The organism is Schaalia sp. (assembly GCF_050312375.1).
GTDB lineage: Bacteria > Actinomycetota > Actinomycetes > Actinomycetales > Actinomycetaceae > Pauljensenia > Pauljensenia hyovaginalis.
Map to the genome: position 1 here is coordinate 17,955 of NZ_JBNOYB010000004.1, position 21,607 is coordinate 39,561.

Annotated in this window: 23 protein-coding genes and 1 tRNA gene; 2 read left to right on the forward strand and 22 right to left on the reverse strand. The window is 68.1% G+C overall.

Translation table 11 applies throughout. The features are described 5' to 3' along the window. Positions 1–35: 35 nt before the first annotated feature. The 14 genes from ACQY7V_RS00165 to ACQY7V_RS00230 form a co-directional block, all read right to left on the reverse strand. A complete protein-coding gene (locus ACQY7V_RS00165) occupies positions 36–812 on the reverse strand; it encodes an SDR family NAD(P)-dependent oxidoreductase (RefSeq protein WP_235360884.1) in 777 nt (258 codons plus the stop codon). Between the two features lie 297 nt (positions 813–1,109). Beyond that, on the reverse strand, positions 1,110–1,751 hold the full coding sequence (locus ACQY7V_RS00170; RefSeq protein WP_154477677.1) for a GntR family transcriptional regulator: 642 nt from the start codon (positions 1,749–1,751) through the stop codon (positions 1,110–1,112). Positions 1,752–1,968: 217 nt separating this feature from the next. Continuing rightward, the gene (gene nusB / locus ACQY7V_RS00175) at positions 1,969–2,577 is read right to left on the reverse strand and encodes a transcription antitermination factor NusB (RefSeq protein ID WP_235360883.1); all 609 of its coding nucleotides are present in this window, start codon (positions 2,575–2,577) and stop codon (positions 1,969–1,971) included. Further along, positions 2,577–3,140: an elongation factor P gene (gene efp, locus ACQY7V_RS00180; protein WP_184452507.1), complete on the reverse strand. Its 564-nt coding sequence runs from the start codon at positions 3,138–3,140 to the stop codon at positions 2,577–2,579. Before efp ends, nusB begins: the two co-directional genes overlap by 1 nt. A gap of 9 nt (positions 3,141–3,149) precedes the next feature. Continuing rightward, positions 3,150–3,698: a shikimate kinase gene (locus ACQY7V_RS00185; protein ID WP_428638375.1), complete on the reverse strand. Its 549-nt coding sequence runs from the start codon at positions 3,696–3,698 to the stop codon at positions 3,150–3,152. After that, positions 3,695–5,284 (reverse strand): 3-dehydroquinate synthase, encoded by a 1,590-nt coding sequence (gene aroB, locus ACQY7V_RS00190; RefSeq protein WP_303775454.1) that lies wholly within the window; start codon positions 5,282–5,284, stop codon positions 3,695–3,697. The genes ACQY7V_RS00185 and aroB overlap by 4 nt, the downstream gene beginning before the upstream one ends. Then, positions 5,281–6,489 carry a chorismate synthase gene (gene aroC, locus ACQY7V_RS00195; RefSeq protein WP_320772189.1) on the reverse strand — a complete coding sequence of 403 codons (1,209 nt, stop codon included), beginning with the start codon at positions 6,487–6,489 and terminating at the stop codon, positions 5,281–5,283. The genes aroB and aroC overlap by 4 nt, the downstream gene beginning before the upstream one ends. Positions 6,490–6,531: 42 nt before the next feature. Next, positions 6,532–7,305, reverse strand: a complete 774-nt coding sequence (hisF, locus tag ACQY7V_RS00200) for an imidazole glycerol phosphate synthase subunit HisF (RefSeq protein WP_154477687.1) — start codon at positions 7,303–7,305, stop codon at positions 6,532–6,534. 9 nt (positions 7,306–7,314) lie between these two features. Beyond that, the gene (locus tag ACQY7V_RS00205; RefSeq protein ID WP_303773373.1) at positions 7,315–8,313 is read right to left on the reverse strand and encodes an FKBP-type peptidyl-prolyl cis-trans isomerase; all 999 of its coding nucleotides are present in this window, start codon (positions 8,311–8,313) and stop codon (positions 7,315–7,317) included. After that, positions 8,310–9,698: a Pup--protein ligase gene (gene pafA, locus ACQY7V_RS00210; RefSeq protein ID WP_320836420.1), complete on the reverse strand. Its 1,389-nt coding sequence runs from the start codon at positions 9,696–9,698 to the stop codon at positions 8,310–8,312. The genes ACQY7V_RS00205 and pafA overlap by 4 nt, the downstream gene beginning before the upstream one ends. A gap of 1 nt (position 9,699) precedes the next feature. Continuing rightward, positions 9,700–9,882: a ubiquitin-like protein Pup gene (locus ACQY7V_RS00215; protein ID WP_154477926.1), complete on the reverse strand. Its 183-nt coding sequence runs from the start codon at positions 9,880–9,882 to the stop codon at positions 9,700–9,702. A gap of 25 nt (positions 9,883–9,907) precedes the next feature. Then, the gene (gene dop / locus ACQY7V_RS00220; protein WP_320836421.1) at positions 9,908–11,419 is read right to left on the reverse strand and encodes a depupylase/deamidase Dop; all 1,512 of its coding nucleotides are present in this window, start codon (positions 11,417–11,419) and stop codon (positions 9,908–9,910) included. A 1-nt stretch (position 11,420) separates the two neighbouring features. Beyond that, a complete protein-coding gene (gene arc, locus ACQY7V_RS00225) occupies positions 11,421–12,971 on the reverse strand; it encodes a proteasome ATPase (protein WP_154477695.1) in 1,551 nt (516 codons plus the stop codon). Then, on the reverse strand, positions 12,964–14,007 hold the full coding sequence (locus tag ACQY7V_RS00230; RefSeq protein ID WP_428638380.1) for a tRNA (adenine-N1)-methyltransferase: 1,044 nt from the start codon (positions 14,005–14,007) through the stop codon (positions 12,964–12,966). Before ACQY7V_RS00230 ends, arc begins: the two co-directional genes overlap by 8 nt. Positions 14,008–14,086: 79 nt before the next feature. Between ACQY7V_RS00230 and ACQY7V_RS00235 the strand changes: the two genes are divergently transcribed. Then, on the forward strand, positions 14,087–14,956 hold the full coding sequence (locus tag ACQY7V_RS00235) for a RecB family exonuclease (protein WP_154477699.1): 870 nt from the start codon (positions 14,087–14,089) through the stop codon (positions 14,954–14,956). Between the two features lie 37 nt (positions 14,957–14,993). On the opposite strand, the gene ACQY7V_RS00240 is transcribed toward ACQY7V_RS00235, so the two are convergent. Further along, entirely contained in the window at positions 14,994–15,848 is an 855-nt protein-coding gene (locus tag ACQY7V_RS00240) for an undecaprenyl-diphosphate phosphatase (protein WP_320836424.1), read from the reverse strand. 108 nt (positions 15,849–15,956) lie between these two features. Between ACQY7V_RS00240 and ACQY7V_RS00245 the strand changes: the two genes are divergently transcribed. Then, entirely contained in the window at positions 15,957–16,895 is a 939-nt protein-coding gene (locus ACQY7V_RS00245; protein WP_428638382.1) for an aldo/keto reductase, read from the forward strand. Positions 16,896–17,030: 135 nt separating this feature from the next. Here ACQY7V_RS00245 and ACQY7V_RS00250 read toward each other — a convergent pair whose 3' ends face one another. From ACQY7V_RS00250 to ACQY7V_RS00280, 7 genes are all read right to left on the reverse strand, one after another. Further along, a complete protein-coding gene (locus tag ACQY7V_RS00250; protein ID WP_154477705.1) occupies positions 17,031–17,252 on the reverse strand; it encodes a hypothetical protein in 222 nt (73 codons plus the stop codon). A 235-nt stretch (positions 17,253–17,487) separates the two neighbouring features. Then, positions 17,488–17,769 (reverse strand): DNA primase, encoded by a 282-nt coding sequence (locus tag ACQY7V_RS00255; protein ID WP_303773383.1) that lies wholly within the window; start codon positions 17,767–17,769, stop codon positions 17,488–17,490. A 32-nt stretch (positions 17,770–17,801) separates the two neighbouring features. Next, complete coding sequence (locus ACQY7V_RS00260; RefSeq protein ID WP_184452491.1) at positions 17,802–18,899, reverse strand: FAD-dependent oxidoreductase; 1,098 nt, start codon at positions 18,897–18,899, stop codon at positions 17,802–17,804. 70 nt (positions 18,900–18,969) lie between these two features. Next, positions 18,970–20,028 carry a GNAT family N-acetyltransferase gene (locus ACQY7V_RS00265; RefSeq protein ID WP_428638385.1) on the reverse strand — a complete coding sequence of 353 codons (1,059 nt, stop codon included), beginning with the start codon at positions 20,026–20,028 and terminating at the stop codon, positions 18,970–18,972. Then, a complete protein-coding gene (locus ACQY7V_RS00270) occupies positions 20,028–20,708 on the reverse strand; it encodes a DsbA family oxidoreductase (protein ID WP_303773386.1) in 681 nt (226 codons plus the stop codon). Before ACQY7V_RS00270 ends, ACQY7V_RS00265 begins: the two co-directional genes overlap by 1 nt. A gap of 103 nt (positions 20,709–20,811) precedes the next feature. Beyond that, positions 20,812–20,897, reverse strand: a tRNA-Leu gene (locus tag ACQY7V_RS00275). Positions 20,898–21,050: 153 nt separating this feature from the next. Further along, the gene (locus ACQY7V_RS00280) at positions 21,051–21,557 is read right to left on the reverse strand and encodes a MarR family winged helix-turn-helix transcriptional regulator (protein WP_407822786.1); all 507 of its coding nucleotides are present in this window, start codon (positions 21,555–21,557) and stop codon (positions 21,051–21,053) included. Between the last annotated feature and the right edge of the window lie 50 nt (positions 21,558–21,607).

A 21,607-nucleotide genomic window follows, 5' to 3' on the forward strand; every position in this document is an offset into this window, starting at 1 on the left:
TGTGTTCCTCCTATCTCATGGTGATGGGATGGGGGTCAGCAGATGTAGGTTCCGCCGTTGATGGAGTGGGTGATACCGGTGATGTATGCGGAGTCCTCAGAGCTCAGCCAGCACACCAGTGCCGCGATCTCCCAGGGCTCCGCTTGACGGCCGAGCGGCACCGCTTCAGCGAGGGCCGACTCGTTCTCCTCGGAGTTGCCGGAACGGATATCCGTGTTGACGACGCCCGGGGCCACCGCATTGACGGTGATGCCGTACTCGGCGAGTTCACGGGCCATTCCCCGTGTGAGGCCGATGACGCCCGCCTTCGCCGCCGCGTAGGAGGTCTTCGAGAAGACGCCGCCTCCGTGCTGGGCCGTCACAGAGGACATGTTGACGACGCGCCCGTATCCGCCCTCGATCATCATCGGCACGAGGGCCTGCGAGAGGAGGAAGCAGCCCGTGAGGTTGATGGTGATGACGCGGTTCCATTCGGCGAGCGTCAGATCGAGGAAGCGCGTGGGAGACGGGATCCCCGCGATGTTCGCGAGTGCGCCGACGGGCGGGAGGGCGGAGTCGGCGATCGCTTTTGCGACGGCTTCGACCGACTCCGGGTTGCCGACATCGGCGACGAAGGAGGCGACCCGAGCGCCGGGTACGCGTTCGCGCACTTCCGCGGCCGCCCTTTCGACTCCGGCGGCGTTGATGTCGAGCATCGCCACCGCCCAGCCTTCCTGCGCGAAACGAAGGGCGGCATGAAAACCGATTCCCTTCAAAGAAGACGCCCCCGTGACGACGGCGGTCCGTATTCCGATGCCTGTGCCGTAGCTCATTGATCCTCACTTCTTCGTGATGACGAGCACCCTTGCTCGCTGTTGTTAACAGTAAGCAGTTAACCTTCTACTGTCAATCACATCACATGATTCACATGAGGAATGGGGCCTGAGCGGGCGCGACGAGCCTCCCGGAAGAAAATCCGAACTTCGGAGGAGGTGCTCACAGGGCATGCCGCGGCGACGCAGCATGAACGCGCGCATCTGATGCGGAAGTCTCCATCACCCCGGAGAAGGGCCTGCTCTGAAGCCCGCACCGGGCCGAGCATCGACGCCGTTGAGACGAGCGGAGTAGGACTAGTCCCGACGGCTCGCCCAGGATTCCGCAGCACCGTGCATATGCTGCTCCATCGTGATCCGCGCCTGTTCAGGATCGCCCGACCTCAAGGCGTCGACTATCGGCTGATGATAAGCGCTGCCGAGGAACTGCGAGCTCAAAGCCTCCGGATCGGTCATGACCGCGATGCGCATGCGATCTTGCAGATCGTGCCACATCTCCAGAAGCGTCGCATTGCCCGCCTCCCGGCACAGGGCCTCGTGGAAACCGAGATCGATGTCGAGGACCTCCGCCAGGCTCGCGGTCCTCTCAGGTTCGGGAAGGCGCTTCTCCAACCGCCCTGCCACCTCCTCGCCACGACCGCTCTTCACAATGGTCGTGGCGGCGAGGCCCTCGAGGGCCGCCCTCACGTCGAAGAGCTCCCGCAGCTGACGCGAGTCGAAACGGGCGACGCTGAGCCCCGCCCGATCCTCGCCCTCGACCAGGCCCGACTGCTGGAGCTTTCGCAGTGCTTCACGCACCGTTCCCCGACTGACCCCGAGGCGCTCGGCCAATTCGACCTCGCCCAGACGCGCACCCGCGGGAAGGGTGCCGTTGAGGATCTCCTCTCGCAAAGTCGCCCACACCTGCTCACGCAGCGTGAGTCGAATGATGCCCGGCATCGCAGATCCTCCAGCTTGACGGCCGGTAAGCGCCAGCCGTTGACAATCGACAACTCGGGGACACTCTACTCCGCAATCCTCGCAAGAGCCACGGCGCACGCGTGAAGGCGCCAGCCGATCCTCGACAGCGCCCCTCCGAGGGAGGGAATCAGAAGAGCCCACCGCCCCGGCGACGCGCGGTTCAACGCATCACCGGGACGGTGGGCCCGCCTCCGTATCAGTACTCTCCGAGCAGCTCGTCGAGTTCCTCGAGATCCTCGACCGACATCTCCTCGGCCGAGGTCGTCATGGGCGTCCCGGCGGCGTCCTGGACGGCCTCCCCGCTCGGCCCGTCCTCGGACGAGGACGACGCCTCCGCGCCCTCAGAGGACCTGCGCGCCCACGCGGGAGCCTCGATGTCCTTGCGGATCGCATCGAGGACCGCATTGACGAAGGAGGGGGCCGACTCAGTCGAGAGGGACTTCACGATCGAAATCGCCTCATCGATCGCGATGACCGCCGGCACGTCCTCGGAGTTCTCGAGCATCTCCCAGACGGCCACGCGCATGACGGCGAGGTCGACCGCCGCGACCCGGTCGAGGCCGGCGACCTTCGCGCGGGCCGAGATGAGATCGTCGATCCTGCGGAGGTGATCGGCCACGCCCTCGACGATCCGCACCGAATACTCGGGCAGCGGCGTCTGGGCAGCGGTCACCGCGCGGCGCTGGCGGAGGATGTCGCGCAGAACCTCAGGATTGCGGCCCATCCCCCGCTGATCGGCCTCGAAGACGACATCGGCCGCCCGCTTGCGCGCCTTCGTCCGAGAAGTGAAACGGAACTTCGACATCAGTCGGTGACGCGGCCGGAGTAGGAGCCGTCGCGGGTATCGACCTTGACGCGAGTGCCCTCTTCCATGAAGAGCGGCACCTGGATCTCATAACCCGTCTCCAGGGTCGCCGGCTTCGTGCCCGCCGAGGAGCGGTCGCCCTGCAGCCCGGGTTCGGTGTGCGTGATCGTGAGGACCACGGTCGCGGGGAGCTCGACGAAGAGGACGTTGCCGTCGTGCAGCGAGACGATGACGTCCTGGTTCTCGACCATGAAGTTGCGGGCGTCGCCGACGGTCTCACCCGGAACGTTGATCTGCTCGTAGGTGGACTGATCCATGAAGACGTAGTCGGCGCCGTCCTGGTACAGGTAGGTCATATCGCGACGATCGACGGTCGCCGTCTCGATCTTGATACCGGCGTTGAAGGTCTTGTCGACGGTCTTGCCGGACAGGACGTTCTTGATCTTCGTGCGCACGAAGGCCGGGCCCTTGCCGGGCTTGACGTGCTGGAACTCGACGACCTGCCAGAGCTGGCCCTCGATGACCATGACAAGGCCGTTCTTCAGATCATTCGTCGTTGCCACAGGTGTACCTCAATCTCGGTTGTTCGGGGAATCGCCCGCTAGTCTACACTCCCCCAGCACCCGATCGGCCACGAGGGCGGGGCCCGCGCCCCCCGTCTGCACTGACGAATCCGCCACATCCGCGTAGCGCTCATGCAGGGCTGCGATCATCGCGGTCAGCAGCGCCCGCGGCGCCCCGAGCCCCACCGATCGGGGGCGGTTGAGTCCTGAGCGCCGGGCGACCTCAGCGGTATCGGCGACGAGCTCGACGACGAAGGCCCCCCGCGTCTTGGCCTCGCGAATGGCGTCGAGGGTGTCGGCGTCCTCGATCTGGCTCGCGCCGAGGGCCACGACCGCGCCGGGGCATGCGAGCGCCCGCCGCGCGGCCGACCTTCTCAACCGCTCCAGCCGCGGATCTTGCGCGATGACGAGTTCGGCGAACGGCACTCCCGCCTCCTTCGCGACCAGGTCGTCGGCATCGACGAAATCGACGTCGAGCCGTTCGGCGAGGATCCTGCCCACGCTCGTCTTGCCCGCCCCGGAAACGCCGAGCAGCACGATTCCGGGAGCGCCCGTCATCGCTTCACCCCGATCCGCGATGCGGGGAGCGCGAGCTCACTCGGATCGATCCTCACAGTCCGGGGATTCCCGATCCCCTCGAGCAGGACGAAGCGCAGCGCGCCCGCCCGCACCTTCTTATCCGAGAGCATGACATCCGTCAGATCGCTCAGGGCCGCACCCGAATAGGTCGTCGCCAATCCGGCCTTCGCGAAGGCCGCGATGTGCCGCTCGACCTCGGCGGGGGTGAGCATGCCCTTGGACTGCGCAAGAGCGGCCGCGAAGACGCAGCCGATCGCAACCGCCTCGCCGTGCCGCACCGAGTAGTCCTCACAGCGTTCGATCGCGTGCGCGAAGGTATGGCCGTAGTTGAGGATCTCCCTCAAGCCCGATTCCTTGAGGTCCGCGGACACGACCTTCGCCTTGACCGCTATCGCGCGGCCGATGAGCTCGGCGACCTCGGGGGACGCAGGATCGATGAGGGCCCCCTCATCGGCGCCCTCGATGATCTCGAGAATCGCCTCATCGGCGATGAAGCCGCACTTCACCACTTCTCCCAGGCCCGCGCGGAACTCGGCCTCGGGCAGGGTCGTCAGGTACTCGAGATCGCACAGGACGCGCCGCGCGGGGTGGAAGGAGCCGATCAGGTTCTTCCCCGCGGAGGAGTTGATCCCGGTCTTGCCGCCGACCGCCGCGTCGACCATGGCGAGCAGCGTCGTGGGAAGAGAAAGGAAATCGATGCCCCTCAACCAGGTCGCGGCGACGAATCCGGCCATATCCGTCGTGGCTCCGCCGCCCATCGCGATGACGGCGTCGGCCCGCCCGAGCTTGAGTTCTCCCGCGAGCCCCCACAAGCCCTCGACGACCTCGAGGGACTTGGCGGCCTCGCCCCGAGGATGGGAGGCGAGATGGACGCCCAGCCCCCCTGCGCGCAGGTCCTCGGCCAGAACCCGAGCGGGGCCCTCGAGTTCGGGGGCGTGAACGATGAGGGCGCGCGTCGCCTCCGGCCGCAGCGCCTCCCGCACGAAGCGCGAGGGGATGGCCCTGCCGATGAGCACGTCATAGGGGGCCTCGCCTCCGACCGCCACAGTCGTGAAAACACCTTCGACCATGCGGAAGATCCTCTCCGCCACCTCGACGGCGGGTCCCGAATCCGAATGCACGCGAAGCTTCTCGACCTGGCGGTAATACGGCTCGCGCTCACTCCTCAAACGCCGGAGCGCCCCCTCCGGGTCCTCGCGCAGGAGCGGCCGATGCGACTTGCGGGTCACTCGCCGGAGGAGCTCGTCATGCTCGACGTCGATCGTCACGACGCTCGCATCGGCCAGGAGGGCGCGCACGCGCGGAGTCGTGACCGCCCCTCCCCCCAGGGAGACGACGGCGCGCCGCGACAAGGCCCGTTCGACGGCGCGCGCCTCCCGGAGCCTGAAGGCCGCTTCTCCCTCCTCTTCGAAGATCCGCGAGATCGGGATCCCCGCCTCGGCCACGATGAGATCGTCCGTATCCACGTGCTCGACGCCGAGCCTCTTCGCGAGGATGCGTCCGACCTTCGACTTTCCCGATCCCGGGAGGCCCGCGAGAACGATCGGCAGTTCCAGGCCCTTCATGCGCGTTCCGCCACTCGCTCGAGGTAGGCCGCCAGATTGCGCTTCATCTCGACGATGGAATTGCCCCCCGCGTGCGCGAAGAGCGCATCGGCCAGGACCAGGGCGAGCTCCGCCTGAGCGATGAGCGCACCCGGCACCAATTGACAGGCGTCCGAACGCTGATGGAGTCCGCGGGCCTCCTCGCCCGTCACCAGATCCACGCTGCGCAAGGCCCTCGGAACCGTTGAAATCGGTTTGAATGCCGCGCGCACCACGATCGCCTCGCCGTTGGAGGTGCCGCCCTCGATCCCGCCCGCCCGATTCGAAGCGCGGCGGAGGCGCCCATCGGCGCCCTTGAGGATCTCGTCGTGCGCCTGCGAGCCGAGCAGGGCCGCCTGGGCGAAGCCGTCCCCGATCTCGACGCCCTTGACCGACTGGATCGACATGATCGCCTGCGCGATCGCGGCATCGAGTCGGCGCGCAGCGGCGACGTGCGATCCCAGACCGACGGGCACGCCCCAGGCGACGACCTCGACGACGCCGCCGATGGTGTCGCCCTGCGCCTTCGCCTCGTCCACGAGATCGACGAAGGCCTGATCGGTGAGGGGATCCAGGGCGCGCATCCTCGCCTCGTCGAGCGCCGCCGCGTCCTGCGGGCGCGGGAGCCCGCCCTCGGCGCGCAAGGGGCCGACCGCGACCACGTGCGCGACCAATTCGATCCCGCCCACCTGCGCGAGGAGGGCCTCGGCGATCGCTCCGAGGGCGACACGCGCCGCAGTCTCGCGAGCGCTCGCCCGCTCGAGGACCGGTCGGGCCTCCGGCAGGTCGTAGGAGAGCATCCCCGCAAGATCGGCGTGACCGGGGCGCGGGCGCGTGAGCGGGCGGTTGCGCGCGATCTCGCGCTCATCCCCCGTACCCGCATCGATGAGAAGCTCCGCGGGATCGACGGGATCGGCTGCCATGACCGTGCGCCACTTGGGCCATTCGGAGTTCGCGATCTCCACCGCGATCGGGGATCCGATCGTGCGCCCGTGGCGCACCCCCGAGAGGATGCGGACCTCGTCGCGCTCGAAGGCCTGACGGGCGCCGCGGCCGTAGCCGAGCCTCCGGCGGGCGAGGGCGCGCTCCAGGTCGGCGGTGGTGAGTTCCAAGCCGGAGGGCACGCCGTCAATCACAGCAACGAGGGCGGGGCCGTGCGACTCGCCCGCAGTCATCCACGTGAGCATGGCTCCAGTGTCCCACAGGCGCCCAGGGCTCTCTTCGCGCGTTCAGATCCTCACGTCGAAGCCCTCGCGATCGAGGGCGAGCTTGACCTCGTCGATCCCCACCGTCCCGAAGTGGAAGACGGAAGCGGCGAGCAGGGCGTTCGCGCCGGTGCGCGCCGCCTCGACGAAGTGCTCGGCCGCGCCCGCGCCGCCGGAGGCGATGAGGGGGACCCTCACCTCGGAGCGGAAGAGACGGAGCATCTCGATGTCGAAGCCCCGGCGCACGCCGTCGGCGTCCATCGAGTTGAGGAGGATCTCGCCCGCCCCGAGCGCCTCGGCGCGTTTGGCCCACTCGAGGGCATCGATTCCGGTCGAGCGCTTCCCGCCGTGAGTCGTGACCTCGAAGCCCGACGCGGTGCTCACGCCCCGGGGGCAGCGCCTCGCATCGACGGACAAGACGATCACCTGGTCGCCGAAACGGTCCGAGACGCGACTGAGCAGATCCGGATCCGTGATCGCCGCCGTGTTGATCCCCACCTTGTCGGCGCCGTGCGCGAGCAGGCGCGCCACATCGTCGACGGAACGGACGCCGCCCCCGACCGTCAGGGGCACGAACACCTGCTCAGCGGTTGCGGACACGACGTCGAGCATCGTCGCGCGGCCCTCGACCGAGGCGGAGACATCGAGGAAGGTGATCTCATCGGCGCCCATGGCGCCGTAGCGGCGGGCGAGCTCCACCGGGTCCCCGGCATCGCGGAGGTTCTCGAAATTCACTCCCTTGACGACGCGGCCGGCATCGACATCGAGGCAGGGGATGATGCGCAGAGCGACAGACATGGGCCGATCCTACTTCGACTGCGCGGCCTCACCGGGCGCGCTCTCAAGATCCGACGAGGACCTCGGCTCCGTCCCCAGGATGTCGATGACGACGATGAGGGTGTCGTCCCCGGAGGCGAAGTCCGCGGGGATGGTGATCGCCAGGCGCGATCCGACGCGCCGGTCCGTCACCCCCTGCACGAGTCCCTTCATCGCCTCGGGCAGGGCGATGACCTCCGGCATTCCCGTGCGCCACGTCGACGAACGGACCGCGCCGTCCGTCCACCCCACCACCTGGTACTGGGCGACGACGGAGTCGTCGACTCCGACCTGGGGGCCGTCGCCCACGATGAGGCTCTGAACGGTCAAACCGTCGGGGGCCTTCTCATCGTGGGAGACGATCGGGCCCGTCGGGCTCATCGCCACCGATACCGCGCCGAATTCGTTGACGGTGTCCTCAGCGCCCTTCGCGGTCGACCAGAGGACGTCGACGACCACGACTTCGCTCGTCGCGCGCCCCGACTCCTGAGAGACCGGATGGATCGCGAGGAGGCGCGCCCCCTCCTTTCGGCCGATGACGAGAGACGCGAGGTCCGACCCCAGTTCCTCCGGTGTCGCCCTGCCCACGAAGAGATCGGGCCGTGCCGATTCGGCCAGGTTCTCCCCCGTCGTCGCATCGAAAGCGCTGATCGACAGGAGGACCGGGCCCCCCTGCTCGATCTCTCTTCCGTCGCCAGCGATGAGCTCGCGAACCTTGACCGCTGAGGTCCGGACCGGTCCGGAGAAGTCGACGACGGGCGTCGCGCCCACGCGGCCGGAGACGGAGATGCGGTCGAAGGGGCCGATCAGCTCCTGAAGGGTCCCCTCGGCGCCGTTCCGCGAGGGCAGGAGGCGCCAGACGCCCACGACGGCCGCCAGTGCCACGGCGAGGACCAGGAGCGCCGCGAGCGGCCCGAAGCGCCTGCGCGGGCGAGGGGGTTGAGCCGTGCGCCGCGAGGGGAAGGACTGGGGAAGCCTGGGTTCGTTCATGCCGGGAGCACCGGAGCCGAGGATGAGATCTTCTCGATGAAGGCGTCCACCCGGGGATCTTCACTGACGAGAGGATCGTTCAGCGTGAGCGGCGGAGTCGATTGATCGTCCAGGCGCGCATGCACCCAATCGACCGTGACATCCGTCCGCGCGGCCTGTCCCGCCGCGACGATCCGTCCTCGAAGATGCGCGCGCGTCGTGAGCGGCGCCCTCGTCATCGCGCGCCTGACGCCCTCGTCGGTCGTGAGTCGGCGGACCAGACCGGCCTTCTCCAGTTTCTTCACGATTCCCGTATCCGTGATGTCGTGATAGGACATGTCGAGACGCCGGATGCGCGCATCCGCCAGGCCGACGCCCAGACGCGCCGCATAGGTCTCGAGGAGCTTCTTCTTGATCGCGATGTCGAGCTCGGTGTCGATGCCGGACCAGTCCCCCGACTCGAGGGCCGTGATCCCGCGCCCCCACAGATCGGCGACGTAGGCGTGGATCCCGTCGAGGCTTCCCGGGTCGAGCGAGGCGAGGACGCGATCCCGGATCTCCTTCTGGATCGCGGTCGCGCTCATCCTCCGGCCGTCGGCGAGTTCGATCTCGGCGCGGCCGCTGAGGTCGAGGCAGACCTCGCGGATCGCCCGCATCGGATCGGCGAGGGCGAGGTCCTCGATGCGCACCCCGTCCTCGACCGCCTGGAGGAGCATCTCGGTCGCGCCGATCTTGAGCGCGGTGGTGGGCTCTGCGACATTCGTGTCGCCGACGATGACGTGCATGCGCCGGTAGGAGCCCGAGTCCGCCAGGGGCTCATCGCGCGTATTGATGATCGGCCGGGAGCGGGTCGTGGCGGCCGAGACCGCGTCCCACATCTGCTCGGCGCGCTGCGAGAAGACGAGATGGGCCCCCGAGGCCCCGATCCGGATCCTCCCGTTGCCGACGAGGATCTGCCGCGTGATGAAGAAGGTGATGAGCGCGTCGGCGACTTGACGGAAGTCCCTGCGCCGATGGAGCAGGTAGTTCTCATGGCAGCCGCAGGAGTTGCCCTCGGCGTCGAGATTGTTCCGGAAGAGGTGAAGACGCTCTGAAGCGCCCACTTGCGCGAAGGACTCGTTCGCCCGCAGTGCGAGCTCGGCGAGGATCGCGGCGCCGGCCCGGTCCTGCTCGAGCAGGTCCTCCAGACGGTCGCACTCGGCGGTCGCGTATTCGGGGTGCGCGCCCACGTCGAGGTAGAGGCGTCCGCCGTTCGCGAGGAACAGGTTCGAACTGCGCCCGGCGCGGAGCAGCGGTTGGAAGAGATGCTGAGCGGCGTGCTCGGCATCCATCGCGGATGCTCCCCCATCGGCCCGGGCCGCCATCAGCCCGTACTCCGTCTCGATTCCGACGACGCGGCGCCTCACCTCACTGGCCGCCCTTCTGGACGAATCCCTGGACGAAGGCCTCGGCGTTCGTCTCCAGCACGGCATCGATCTCGTCGAGGATGTCGTCGAGCGACTCGGCGCGCGCCGTGACGCGCCCGGCGGCCTCGACGGCGTCCGGCTCGTCCGAATCTCCGGAGGGTGCGAAGAGCTGTGTGATGTCCATCATTGTCTCCTTCGAATATCCGTGCTCAGGGGCGGATCGCCGCCCGGGGATCCGCGATCGGGTAACGGATCAGGTCGCCCGCGCCGGGGTCGACGACGAGCGAGCTCCAGGATGCTTTGACGAGATCGGGCCGCGAGGCGACGGCCCCTCCTCGGATCGCCGCGCGCGTGTTCGCCGGCGGGGCGTCGGCGGCCTCCTCGACCTGCTCGTCGGTGAAGAGGCGCTTCACCCGTCCTGCGCGCGAGAGTTTGAGGGCGAGCGACTTGTCCGGGCGCAGGTCGGCCCATTGAAGATCCATCGCTTGAAGACGCGGATCGGACCATTCGAGTCCCGAACGCTCCTTGAGTCGCCCGAGGAGGGCGTACTTGCCGACCCATTCGACTTCGGCAGCGACGGAGAAGAGGTCGGCGCGCATGCGATCGAGCACCGACTGCCAGAGTTCGAGCACGGCCCTATCGCCCTCGTCCGGAGTCTGCCCGAGCCGGTCGAAGGTCTCCACGACGAGGTCGAGGATCACCTGCTGGAGCTCGGCGGCCGTGTAGGAGCCCCCTCCGGCCGTCGACAGCCGGTAGTCCAGATCCGGGTGATGCGAGACGTTCCAGGTCTCCGCCACCGGATCGTCGAGGACGATCGCGTCCCAGTCCAGGCCGATGCCCTGCTCGATCGCCCACAGGACGAGCGAGGTCGTTCCCAGTTTGAGGAGGATCGAGACGTCGAACATGTTGCCGTCGCCGCCGATCACATGGAGGCGCCGGTGCGAAGCGGGATTCGCGTGCGGCTCATCGCGGGTGTTGATGATCGGGCGGTTGAAGGTGGTCTCCAAGCCGACTTCGTTCTCGACGAAGTCGGCGCGCTGAGACATCTGGAAGCCGGGGATCTGCGACTTCTGTCCGATGCCGACGCGGCCGGCCCCGCAGATGACGGGACGCGTCACGAAGAAGGGGGTGAGGCCGCGCACGACCTCGTCGAAATCGACGTCGCGGCGCATGAGGTAGTTTTCGTGGGTGCCGTAGGCCGCGCCCTTGCCGTCGGTGTTGTTCTTGACGAGGACGAGGGGCTCGCCGGCCTGCTCGGCGCGGGCCATGATGCGCTGGGCGATCACCTCGCCCGCCCGATCCCACAACGCGGCGTCGAGGGCGCCGAGGGCCTCCGGGGAGGAGTACTCGGGGTGGGCGTGATCGACGTAGAGCCGCGCGCCGTTGGTGAGGACCGCGGTCGTCTGGGCGGGCAGCGCGAGTTCCTCAGGCGTCGGCCGTGCGATCTTCTCCGAGCCCCCCGAGGGCGCGAGGTGGTACGGGTCGTCGGTGAGCAGGGAGGGGTCCGCCGCCGCCCTCGACATCCTCATCCCGCGCAGGTCGTTGAGGGGATCCTCGCCCGTGTAGTCCCATCTCACCGGCGGCGCGCCCTCGGCGGCGGTTCCCCGCCGGGAGATCTCGGCGTAGTGGCGGACCGCCTGCGCGGACAGGGCGATCGGATTGGCCCAGGGGTCCCCCGGGCGGTAGACGCCGTACTCGGTCTCGGTTCCGATGATCCTCATGTCAGTCCTTCACCGGTGCGATGGAGACGATCTCTTCCCTCAGGCCGATCGTGCGCGCCCAGTCGTCCGGAGAGGAGGTCTGCGCCAATTCGATCGATTCGCGCATCTCCTCGTCGACGCCCGCCAGGACGTGCTCGACCGCGAGCCCGGGGGCCGCGCCCGAAAGCGAGTCCTTGATGGCGAGTTTCTTCGCCCGTTCGACGATTCCGGCGATCATCGCCCCCGAGACCACGTCGGACAGGTGGATCCGCATGCGCCTGCCCGAGGCGAGCCTCGCATCGAAGAGGGCGGTGGACGAGTCCTCGGTGAACAGGCGCTCGACCGCGGCGTCGATCATGCCCTCGAGCGCGGACGAGGCCGAACCGATGCGCGCGACCTCGTCGGAACGCACCGGAAGACCGGCCCGGAGGTGCTTGGCCATGATGTCGCGGGCGCCGGCGCGATCGGGGCGCTCCACGCGGATGCGCACGTCCAGTCGTCCGGGCCGCAGGACCGCGGGATCGATCATGTCGGCGCGGTTCGAGGCGCCGATGATGACGACGTTGTCGAGGGCCTCGACGCCGTCCATCTCGGCGAGGAGCTGGGGCACGATCATCGTCTCCACATCGGAGGAGACGCCGGTTCCGCGGGTGCGGAACAGGGCCTCCATCTCGTCGAAGAAGACGACGACCGGGACGTCCCCCGCGGCCAGGGAGCGGGCCCTGGAGAAGATCGCGCGGATCTGGCGCTCGGTCTCCCCCACGAACTTGTTGAGCAGTTCGGGGCCCTTGATCGACAGGAAGCAGGTCCTCTTCCCCGAGCCCTTCGCGGACAGGGCGTTCGCAACGGCCTTCGCGATGAGGGTCTTGCCCGAGCCGGGGGGCCCGTACAGGAGGATGCCCTTGGGCGGGCGCAAGCCGTAGGCGCGGTACAGCTCGGGATGGGTGAGCGGGAGCTCGATCGCATCGCGGACCTGCTGGATCTGCGCGTCCAGACCGCCGATGTCCTCGTAGGTCGTGTCGGGCACCTCGGGCGTGAGGAGCTGCTCGACGTCCGAGCGCACGACCTTCTCGAGGGCGACGCCGGCGCGCAGGTCGACCACGAGCGAATCGCCGGGGCGCAGATTCCCGTGCCTGAGGGGGCCCGCGAGGACGAGGAGGTGCTCCTGCCCGGCCTGGGAGGCGACGAGGACGCGATCATGGCCGACCAGTTCGAGGACGGACGCCATCGAGCCGGTCCGCGCGAAACGATCGGGGGCGACCGCGACGAGCTTGTCGTCGACGCGGACGAGCTGCCCGTACGACAGGGCGGCGAGGTCGAGCCCGGGAGCCGCGGCCAGGCGCATGCGCCGGCCGTTCAGCACGACCTCGATCTCGCGCGCGCTCGGGTCCGAGCGCAGGAACATCGCGAGTGTGAGCGGCGGCCGGTTGACCTCGAGCAGTTGCGACTGGGCCTTCACGAGCTCCCCGCGGGCCTGCGTGAGGGCGGTGGCGAGGCGGCCGTTCTTCTCCTCGAGCGAAACGACGAGGCGTTGAAGCTCATCGATGCGAGTGGCGTGGAAGTCCTCACTCATCGGCGCCCTCCCTTCCGTCGACCCAGGTGTCGGCCTTCGCGGTCACATCGCGGCGCACCTTGCGGATCTTCTTCTCCGAGGAGACGCGCACCCCGACGGATTGCTCGGACCAGTCGTCTTCCCCGTCCCACTGGCCGCCCATGCCCTCCGAGGACTTCGCCGGACGCGTCGAACGCGCCTGCGGCGAGATCCCCGGGGCGAGCGAACGGGTGATGAGGAGGAAGCCCGTATGGGCGACCATCCGGTGCTCGGGACGAACCGCGAGGCCGTCGAGATGCCATTCGCGCCGCATGTCCTCCCAGGCGACCGGATCCGTGAATCGGCCCGAGGCGCGCAGGTCCTCGGTGAGGCGCGACAGCTGGGTCACCGTCGCGACGTAACAGCACAGGACGCCGCCGGGGATGAGCGCGCGGGCCACGGCGTCGATGTTCTCCCAGGGGGCGAGCATGTCCAGCACGACGCGGTCGACGCTGCCGGCCTCCATCGTCTCCAGTTCGGCGTCGAGGTCGCCGACGCGCAGGTCCCACGCGGGGTGCTCGGCCCCGAACCAGAGGTCCACGTTCGCCCGCGCGATATCGGCGAAGTCCTGGCGTCGCTCGACCGACACGAGGCTCCCCCGGGGCCCCACGGCGTTGAGCAGCGCCATCGACAGGGCTCCGGAACCGGCACCGGCTTCGACGACCCTCGCGCCGGGGAAGATGTCCGCCATGTGGAGGATCGTCCCCGCGTCCTTGGGGTAGACGACCGCCGCGCCGCGGGGCATCGCCATCGTGTAGTCCACGAGGAGGGGGCGCAGGATCTGGAACTGGCGGCCCTCTTCGGTTTCGATCACCTGGCCGTCGGGCAGGCCGATCACGTCATCGTGCTTGAAGGATCCGCGATTCGATTGGAAGGTGCCCCCTCCCACCAGGATCACCTGGTGAAGGCGTCCCTTCGGGTCCCTCACCTGCACCCGATCGCCCTCGGCAAGCGGCCCGCGCCTGCGCTGCTGTCCGATGGGCGCCGAAAGGGACTCGTTCAGGGGTGTCGTGTTCATCCCGGCGATTCTACCGCCGAAGTCGATCCCGGCCCGTGTGAGATCCGCAGACGAGGGCGGCGGGCGTTAGCGTGGGGGCATGAACTCGCACGCATCCGCTTCGACGAAGCGCACCGCCGGATTGCAGGGGCCGGCCCTGTCCGCCTCACGCGCGAAGGAATACGAACGCTGTCCCCTGCAGTACCGCCTGCACGTCGTGGACCGGATTCAAGACCCTCCGACGCGGCACACGGCCCTCGGCACGCTCATCCATTCGGTGCTCGAGCGCCTCTTCGACCTCCCCGCGCCCGAGCGCAGCGCCGAAGCGGCCCTCGAGCTCTTCGAGGCCCAATGGCGGGCGACCCGCGAGACGGACCCCCGCGTCCTCGAGCTCTTCGAGGGGGATGCGGATCTGGCGGCCTGGATCGACGGCGCCCGCGATCTCGTCTCCGGCTACTTCGCGATCGAGAATCCTCAGTGGCTGGCCCCGGCGGCGCGTGAGCAGCTCGTCGAGGCGGTCACGCCCTCGGGGGTGCGCCTGCGCGGATTCATCGACCGCATCGATTCCAACGCCGAGGGCGCGCTGCGCGTCGTCGACTACAAGACCGGCAAGGCGCCCTCACCGCGCTTCCAGGATGAAGCGCTCTTCCAGATGCGCTTCTACGCCCTGCTGCTGTCCCTCGTCTCGCGCCTTCCCGCGCGCACTCAGCTGGTGTATCTGCGGACCGGGCAGGTCCTCACCTTCGATCCGACCGCCGACGACATCGCGCGCTTCAGCGAGGAGATCGAGGCCCTGTGGGTACGGATCGAAAGGGATGCCGAACGCGGGGAGTTCGCCCCCCGGAGCAATCCCCTGTGCCCCTGGTGCCACGTGCAGTCCCTGTGCCCGCTCTTCGACGGGCGGACGCCCGAACCCCCCGAGGGCGGATTCGAGCGTCTGCTGCGCACTCGCGTCGCCCGCGGGGCGTGAGCCCGGGGACGAGGGGCTCGGGGCCGCAGCGAAGGCCTCAGGCGAAGGCCGTCGAGGTCGCGGTGAGGACCCCCGCGCCCAGGAGTATCGCCACGAGGAGGGCCAGTCCGATCCGGTAGTAGACGAAGGGCTTGTACGACTTCGTCGACACGAGCTTGAGGAACCAGATGATGACGGCCCAGGCGACGCCGAAGGCGATGAGGGTCGCGATGATCGTCGGCCCGACGGCGATCTGCTCGCCGCCTGCGACGACCTTGTAGACCTTGTACAGGCCCGAGGCGAACACGGCGGGCATTGCGAGGAGGAAGGAGTAGCGGGCGGCGGCCTCGCGCGTGTAGCCGAGCGCGCGCCCCATGGTGATCGTCCCGCCGGATCTGGACACGCCGGGGATGAGCGCCATCGCCTGTGCGCATCCGTAGAGGATCGCGTCCCTCCAGCTCATCTCGTCGAGATTGCGCTTGAGCGGGGCGAAGCGGTCCGCGAGTCCGAGGAGGACGGCGAAGACGGCGAGCATGGCCACGGTGATCCAGAGGTTGCGGAAGCTGGTGTCGATCCAGTCCTGCAGGGCGAGGCCGAGGATGCCGATCGGCAGTGATCCGATGATGATCATCCACCCCATGCGCGCATCGGGATCAGTCGAGGGGATTCGCGAGTCCGCGGCGTGGAAGGGCAGGGCCCTCCACCAGCGCGTCAGGATCCTCACGATGTCCTTCCAGAAGACGATGAGCACCGCGGTCTCGGTGCCGATCTGCGTGATCGCCGTGAAAGCGGCGCCCGGGTCCTTCGAGCCGAAGAGCTCGCCGAAGATCCGCAGGTGCGCGGACGAGGAGATGGGGAGGAATTCCGTCAGGCCCTGGATGAGGCCGAGGAGGATCGCGTCGAACCAGGTCATGGGTGCCACCTTATGACCGTCATCGCGCCCGGGCGCGCTCCTTCGCCGAAGTCGGGTGTGGGACCCGACACGCGACTCCGAGCCCGTTCGGCCGAGTAGGCTGGCGGTATGGAGATTCGTCAGTGCGGGACATCGGGCTTGCGCCTGTCGTCCGTCGGACTCGGCGCGCTCACGTGGGGGCGGGACACCGAAGCGCCTGAAGCCTGTGACATGCTCGCCCGTTTCGTCGAAGCGGGCGGGACCTTCGTGGAGGTCTCCCCCCTGGACGGTGACGGTCGCGCCCTCGACGTCCTCGCCTCCGCGCTCGCGCGCGTGGGGCGCCACAGGACGGTCCTTGCGATGAGGGGCGCCTCCAGGCGCCTCGATTCGGGGAGCTGGACCTCCTCGGGCGCCAGGGGCGACATGCTCCGCAGCCTTGACGATGCGCTCGCCCGGCTCGACATCGACGAGGTCGATCTGTGGTTGGCGAGCTTCGACCCCGCGGTTCCCCTCGAGGAGACTCTCGGCGCCCTGGAGGCCGCGCACCGATCCGGGCGCGCCCATTACATCGGTCTCAACGGCTTCGGCCTGTGGGATGCGGCCAGGGCGATCACGCTCCTCGACGAGCTCAAGGGCATCATGCCCGCCGTCGTCCAGGTCCCCTATTCGCTCTTGACGGCGAAGGATTCGTCGGAGCTCGTGACGCGCGCCCGGCACTTGGGCATGGGGGTCATCGCCCAGTCGCCGCTCGCGGGCGGCGTCCTCACCGGGAAATACCGGCACTCCACTCCCCCGGACTCTCGGGCCGCTTCGCCGCATCTGCGCGCGCTCGTCGACCCGCATCTGCGTTCGGGGTCGCGCGCCCTCGTCGAGGGCGTCGCCCGCGCCGCCGAGGGGCTCGACCGCAGTGCGCTCGACCTGGCCCTTTCGTGGGTCCGTGATTCGAGCGCCGTGACCTCGGCGCTCATCGGTCCGCGCACCCTGCGCCAGCTCGAGGTGAATCTGGAGTCCGGTGAGGCGATCCCCGCTCCGATCCGCTCGGTGCTCGATGAGATCGCGGGCTTGTGAGAAGGCGGTCTTAGCCCGCGCCCGCTTTGCTGAGCCGGGCGCATCCGAGAAGCGCGCTCGACGTCGAATGCGATCGGCGACATACTCAGGCGGCCGCCCGTCAAGAGTTCGCGGGCGGCCGCCTGTTCCGTCATGTCAGAAGTCCTCTTCTTCGCGCCTTGAGCGCATGAGGAGCCCGGCGATGATTGCTATGACGCCGAGGGCGATCGCGATGTAGGAGGCGATGCCGAGGATTCCGAGGCCGATGTTCGCCCCCGTGCCGGCTGAGAGCACGCGCAAGAGGACCTGGACGATGAGGAGCAGGACGAGTCCCGCTCCTGCGATGACGATTCCTGTACGGGTGAGCGGATGCATCATCCATCTCCTCTCTAGTTGTTCTGACCTTTTCCCGCAGAGCCAAAGAAGACGAACAGCGAAGCGCACAAAGCGCTCACCCATGAAAAACGAGACATTTCCGCCTCCATCCAGGAGGCCGACACCTTCGCTCGGCCTCCTTGGAACGAGACGAGCGCCCGCGGAAGCGAGGAAATAGTCGACGAAAGTCAATACTTCCGCGTCGGGAGGAGGGCTCCGGACCCAGGAGGCAGTGGGCTCAGTCGTCGACGTCGATGAAGTCGTCGTCGCCGTCCTCGGCTTCCTCTTCTTCGAGGTCGTCCTCTTCATCGTCGAACTCATCGTCGAGCAGGTCGAAGGGCAGCTCGACTCCGAAGCGGGTGAACAGCTCATCGTCGTAGGTGAAGAAGGCGTCGCGCAAGGCCTCCTCGGCCGCGACCAGGGATTCGGCATCCGCCTGATCGCCCGCCCGGGCGATCAGGTAGTGCTCGTGGAATGCGGCGATGAGACGCTCGAGAGCGAGACCCGATTCTTCAGTCATACGACGATCCTACCGTGAGCGGGCGTTTCGGATCAGGGCAGATTGAGTTGCGAGCGGATAACGGACACCATGAGATCCGCGCCCTTGATCTCCATGGTCTGATCGGCGCCGACGATCCTCGACACCCCCTCGGAGTCGATGAGCTGCGAGGCGCCCATGTTCGGGCCGAGCGGGAGGATCACCCATTCCTTCGTCGGCTCGTACACGGATTCGGGCGTCTCACCCGCGATCTGGGCGGAGATGTTGGCGATGACGACGCGGGCCTGCTGGCGGGCGGCATCGGCGCGCTTCGATTCGCGGACATCCGTGATGTCTCCGACGGCGTAGGTCCGATCGTGCCCGATGACGCGCAGGTTCGGATCGACGCGGATGGTCCCGTTCGGGTGCAGCTGCGCTTCGTAATCCGTTCCCGCGAGGAAGCCGGAGGCCGCCCTCGATCCGTAGCACTGGAACCAGATGTCGCCCTCGATCTGATCGCCGGCGACCGTCTTGACCTGGAAGTGGCCCAGTTCACCGACGTTGTGGGGCGGGAGGAAGGCGAGCTCGGAGCCGGTCACCACGCGGATGCCGAGCTCGTCGAGCTGCGAGGTGATCTCCGCGCGCAGTTCGTCCGAATAGCCGGGGGTGCCCAGGATCGTGTCGGTCTTCTCCACGATCGTGATCGAAAGATCCGGGAAGGTGTGCGCGAGCTCGCCCGCGAACTCGATGCCCACGGTCCCGCCGCCGACGAGCATGACTGAACGCGCGCCCGCGAGATCCTCATGGAGCTGGTGGAGACGCGCCTTCGCGACGACGGACCTCGACGAGGAGTACTTCGCGGGGAAGGGGTAGGTCGCCCCAGTCGCGAGGACGACGTAGTCCGCTTCGATCGGCTCACGGCCGAAGACGTGCACGCTCGTCCCCTCAACCCGCGACACCGTGCCGTGCACGAACTCGCCCCGGGTCAGGACATTGGAGTAGGGCATGAAGATCGCCTGCTCCCACACCTCGTCAACGGCGGCTCTCAGGGCCGCCGCATGGTGGACGAACTGGTCCTTCTGCTCGACGAGGATGACCTCGGCGACCGGATCGAGTCCCTTGGCCACGGTGATGCCACCGTAGCCTCCGCCGATTACGACAACACGAGCCACTGAATCTCTCCTTCGCCTTCGAGTCGTTCCTATTGTGTCATCGAGCGGGCCGATGCGCTCGGGGGCAGCGTCACCGCGCGTCGTCGGCCGGCCGCGGCCGGAGGCCGAGGGCGCGCGCCACGTCGGGCGCGAAGAAATCCGGGCCCTTCAGCACCTTCCCGTCCTCGCGCAACTTGACCGAGCCGTCGGGCATGAGCTTGGACAGGTTCGACGCCTGCACCTCGGCGAGAACGGCGTCCAGATCGATCCCCGATTCGAGGGCCATCCCGTAGATGACGTACACGAGGTCGGCGAGCGCGTCCGCTGTCTCGACGAGGTCGCGCGTGCGATCGTCGGAGGCCACGGCGGCGGCGTTCGCCCCCTCGACGATCCTGCGCGCCTCGGGCCCGTAGACGGCGCCCATGAGTTCCGCGTACTCCTCCGCGATGAGGGACATGCGCATCCCGAGGCGCTCGTAGTCGATGCTCGGCCCCGCGCCCGTCCCCAGACGCACGGGCATGGAGTAGGTCCGGTGGAATTGCTCGACCAGGGCCATGGGGCGGGTCGGGTCGAGGGCGGGGCCGCGGCCCGCTCCGGGACCGTCCCAGGGCGCCGCGGGCTCGCGCGGGTCGGTCTTGAGGAGGGCCGCCGCCCACAGGTCGGGGCCGCCGACCCGTCGTCGCACGCCCTCGCGCCTGAAACCGTTGCGCCAGACGGGCTTCCACGAGCCCCAGTTGCCGACGTGGGCGAACCATTCGACCCGCTCGGCGTTCATCCTTGCGAAGGCGTAGTCGACGGCCGTCCCGACTGCCTCGGTCATGTAGCCCTTGCCCCATTCGTCGGCGCGCATGAAGTAGGCGAGTTCGACGCTCTTCGGATCGCGCGCCCCGCGGATGAGTTCGATGCGGCCCAGGAGGCGCGAATCGTCGGCGGCTCGGATCGCGAAATCGGCGCTGCCCGCCTCCCACTTGGCGGGCGAGAGGGCGAGGTTCGATTCGGCCATGTCGATCGTGTAGGGATGGGGAACGCTCGTCGTGAGCGAGATCCGCTCATCCTGGAGGATCTCAGTGAGCGCTTCCGCGTCGTCCGCTCCGATGGGATCGAGGATCAGCCGGGCAGAACGCAGGGTCGCGGCTTCGAGGGCGGTCATCACTGTTCCTTTCCCGAGTTGGTCCATGCGGCGTTCAGGATATTGCCCATGGCCGTCACCGTCTGATGGTCCTGGACGAGGAAGCGCTGATCGATGAGATAGGTGGGGACCAGATCGATGCCCATCTGCGCTCCGATCTGGAAGTCGGAGAAGACGCGGGACCCGTGTTCCACGGAGGCGAGGGCGGCGACGATGCGTTCGGCTTCGATCCCCACGTCTTGGGCGCAGCCGACGAGGACGTCCGGATCGGAGACGTCGAGCCCCATCTCGAAGTGGGAGCGGTGGATCGCCTCGGCGAGCTTGAGGGCGTAGGTATCGGCGCCCGTCGTCGCCCCGAGTTCGAGGTCCCAATCGGCGGCCGCCGCGATCGCCCGGTGCGCGTTGGACGTCGGGACGACCAGGGCGCGGTCGAGGTCCAGGGCGAGGCCTTCGGCGCGCCCCAGCTCGACCAGGCGGGCGTCGAGGTCACGGGCCTCCTCGAGGGTGAGCCCGACGTTCTCGATGAGGTGGACGCGGCGCGGGAGGGCCTTCGATGGGACGAGTTCGGGATCGAGGAGGAAGGCGTGAAGCGCGACCTCGACCTCGTCGGCGTGAGCGAAGCCGGACAGCGCGCTTCGAAGGTGACGCAGTCCGAGGTAGCACCAGGGGCTCGTCAGATCGAACCAGTAGTCAATGTGCACGAGGGCTCCTTCCTCCCGCATCCGGCTCGACGGCACCGCCGTGCTTCATCGGCCGGGGAAACGACGAGAGCCCGGAGCCTTTCGGCCCCGGGCTCTCCCCTTGTGCGCGGAGGGGGACTTGAACCCCCACCCTCTAATACGAGGACTAGCACCTCAAGCTAGCGCGTCTGCCTATTCCGCCACCCGCGCAGGTGACTCGCCCTTCGGCGAGAAGGACTCGCTTTCGGACGAGGAAGACTTTAACACGGGCCGATGGGCGCTTGGCAAATCGAAGTCGGCCCCGACCTTCACGAATGCTGATTTCCCGCGCGCTGACGGCGAAAAAGCGAGACGGGAGCCGGATCAGCGCCCCTTCGAATCCTCGGAGCGCAGGCGGTCGCCCATCGCCGAGAAGATCCGCACGATTTCGCCGATCTCCTCGTCATCCACCCCTTTCAGAAGGTATTCGCGGATGATCTGGCGGTGCGCTTCCGCAGCCGATTCGATCGTCGCGATCCCCTGTGAGGTGAGACACGCGATGAGGCTCCGCCGGTCATTCGGCGACACCACGCGGCGCAGCCATCCGTCGCGTTCCAAGTGCTCGGCGATGTAGGTGAGGCGCGAAGGCGAATACACGACCCGCGAGGCGAGATCGCTCATCCGGAGGCGGTGATCGGGCGTCTCCCACAGGGCGAGGAGGACGTTGTAGTCCACCAGGCTGAGCCCCCATGAGCGCTTGAGGCGCGATTCCAGCATTCCTTGGAGGCGCCCGGAGGCCTCGAAGAAGACGCGCCACGCCTTCTCGCGCGCGCGTTCCACATCGGCTGCCGACTTGCGGGCGGCTCTGCGAGCCTCGTCGATATCTCTCACGATGTCTCAGCCTATCGGTCCCGCATGGGAGGATAGGCGTTGAAACCACC

Excerpts from the sequence above, each read along its gene's own strand:
- ACQY7V_RS00255 (WP_303773383.1), bottom strand. The coding sequence starts at position 17,769 with ATGACTGAAGAATCGGGTCTCGCTCTCGAGCGTCTCATCGCCGCATTC.
- aroC (WP_320772189.1), bottom strand. The coding sequence starts at position 6,489 with ATGCTCACGTGGATGACTGCGGGCGAGTCGCACGGCCCCGCCCTCGTT.
- ACQY7V_RS00165 (WP_235360884.1), bottom strand. The coding sequence starts at position 812 with ATGAGCTACGGCACAGGCATCGGAATACGGACCGCCGTCGTCACGGGG.
- ACQY7V_RS00235 (WP_154477699.1), top strand. The coding sequence starts at position 14,087 with ATGAACTCGCACGCATCCGCTTCGACGAAGCGCACCGCCGGATTGCAG.
- ACQY7V_RS00250 (WP_154477705.1), bottom strand. The coding sequence starts at position 17,252 with ATGATGCATCCGCTCACCCGTACAGGAATCGTCATCGCAGGAGCGGGA.
- arc (WP_154477695.1), bottom strand. The coding sequence starts at position 12,971 with ATGAGTGAGGACTTCCACGCCACTCGCATCGATGAGCTTCAACGCCTC.
- hisF (WP_154477687.1), bottom strand. The coding sequence starts at position 7,305 with ATGTCTGTCGCTCTGCGCATCATCCCCTGCCTCGATGTCGATGCCGGC.
- nusB (WP_235360883.1), bottom strand. The coding sequence starts at position 2,577 with ATGTCGAAGTTCCGTTTCACTTCTCGGACGAAGGCGCGCAAGCGGGCG.
- ACQY7V_RS00240 (WP_320836424.1), bottom strand. The coding sequence starts at position 15,848 with ATGACCTGGTTCGACGCGATCCTCCTCGGCCTCATCCAGGGCCTGACG.
- ACQY7V_RS00185 (WP_428638375.1), bottom strand. The coding sequence starts at position 3,698 with ATGACGGGCGCTCCCGGAATCGTGCTGCTCGGCGTTTCCGGGGCGGGC.
- ACQY7V_RS00170 (WP_154477677.1), bottom strand. The coding sequence starts at position 1,751 with ATGCCGGGCATCATTCGACTCACGCTGCGTGAGCAGGTGTGGGCGACT.
- ACQY7V_RS00215 (WP_154477926.1), bottom strand. The coding sequence starts at position 9,882 with ATGGACATCACACAGCTCTTCGCACCCTCCGGAGATTCGGACGAGCCG.
- ACQY7V_RS00230 (WP_428638380.1), bottom strand. The coding sequence starts at position 14,007 with ATGAACACGACACCCCTGAACGAGTCCCTTTCGGCGCCCATCGGACAG.
- ACQY7V_RS00205 (WP_303773373.1), bottom strand. The coding sequence starts at position 8,313 with ATGAACGAACCCAGGCTTCCCCAGTCCTTCCCCTCGCGGCGCACGGCT.
- ACQY7V_RS00245 (WP_428638382.1), top strand. The coding sequence starts at position 15,957 with ATGGAGATTCGTCAGTGCGGGACATCGGGCTTGCGCCTGTCGTCCGTC.
- ACQY7V_RS00265 (WP_428638385.1), bottom strand. The coding sequence starts at position 20,028 with ATGACCGCCCTCGAAGCCGCGACCCTGCGTTCTGCCCGGCTGATCCTC.
- aroB (WP_303775454.1), bottom strand. The coding sequence starts at position 5,284 with ATGAAGGGCCTGGAACTGCCGATCGTTCTCGCGGGCCTCCCGGGATCG.
- dop (WP_320836421.1), bottom strand. The coding sequence starts at position 11,419 with ATGAGGATCATCGGAACCGAGACCGAGTACGGCGTCTACCGCCCGGGG.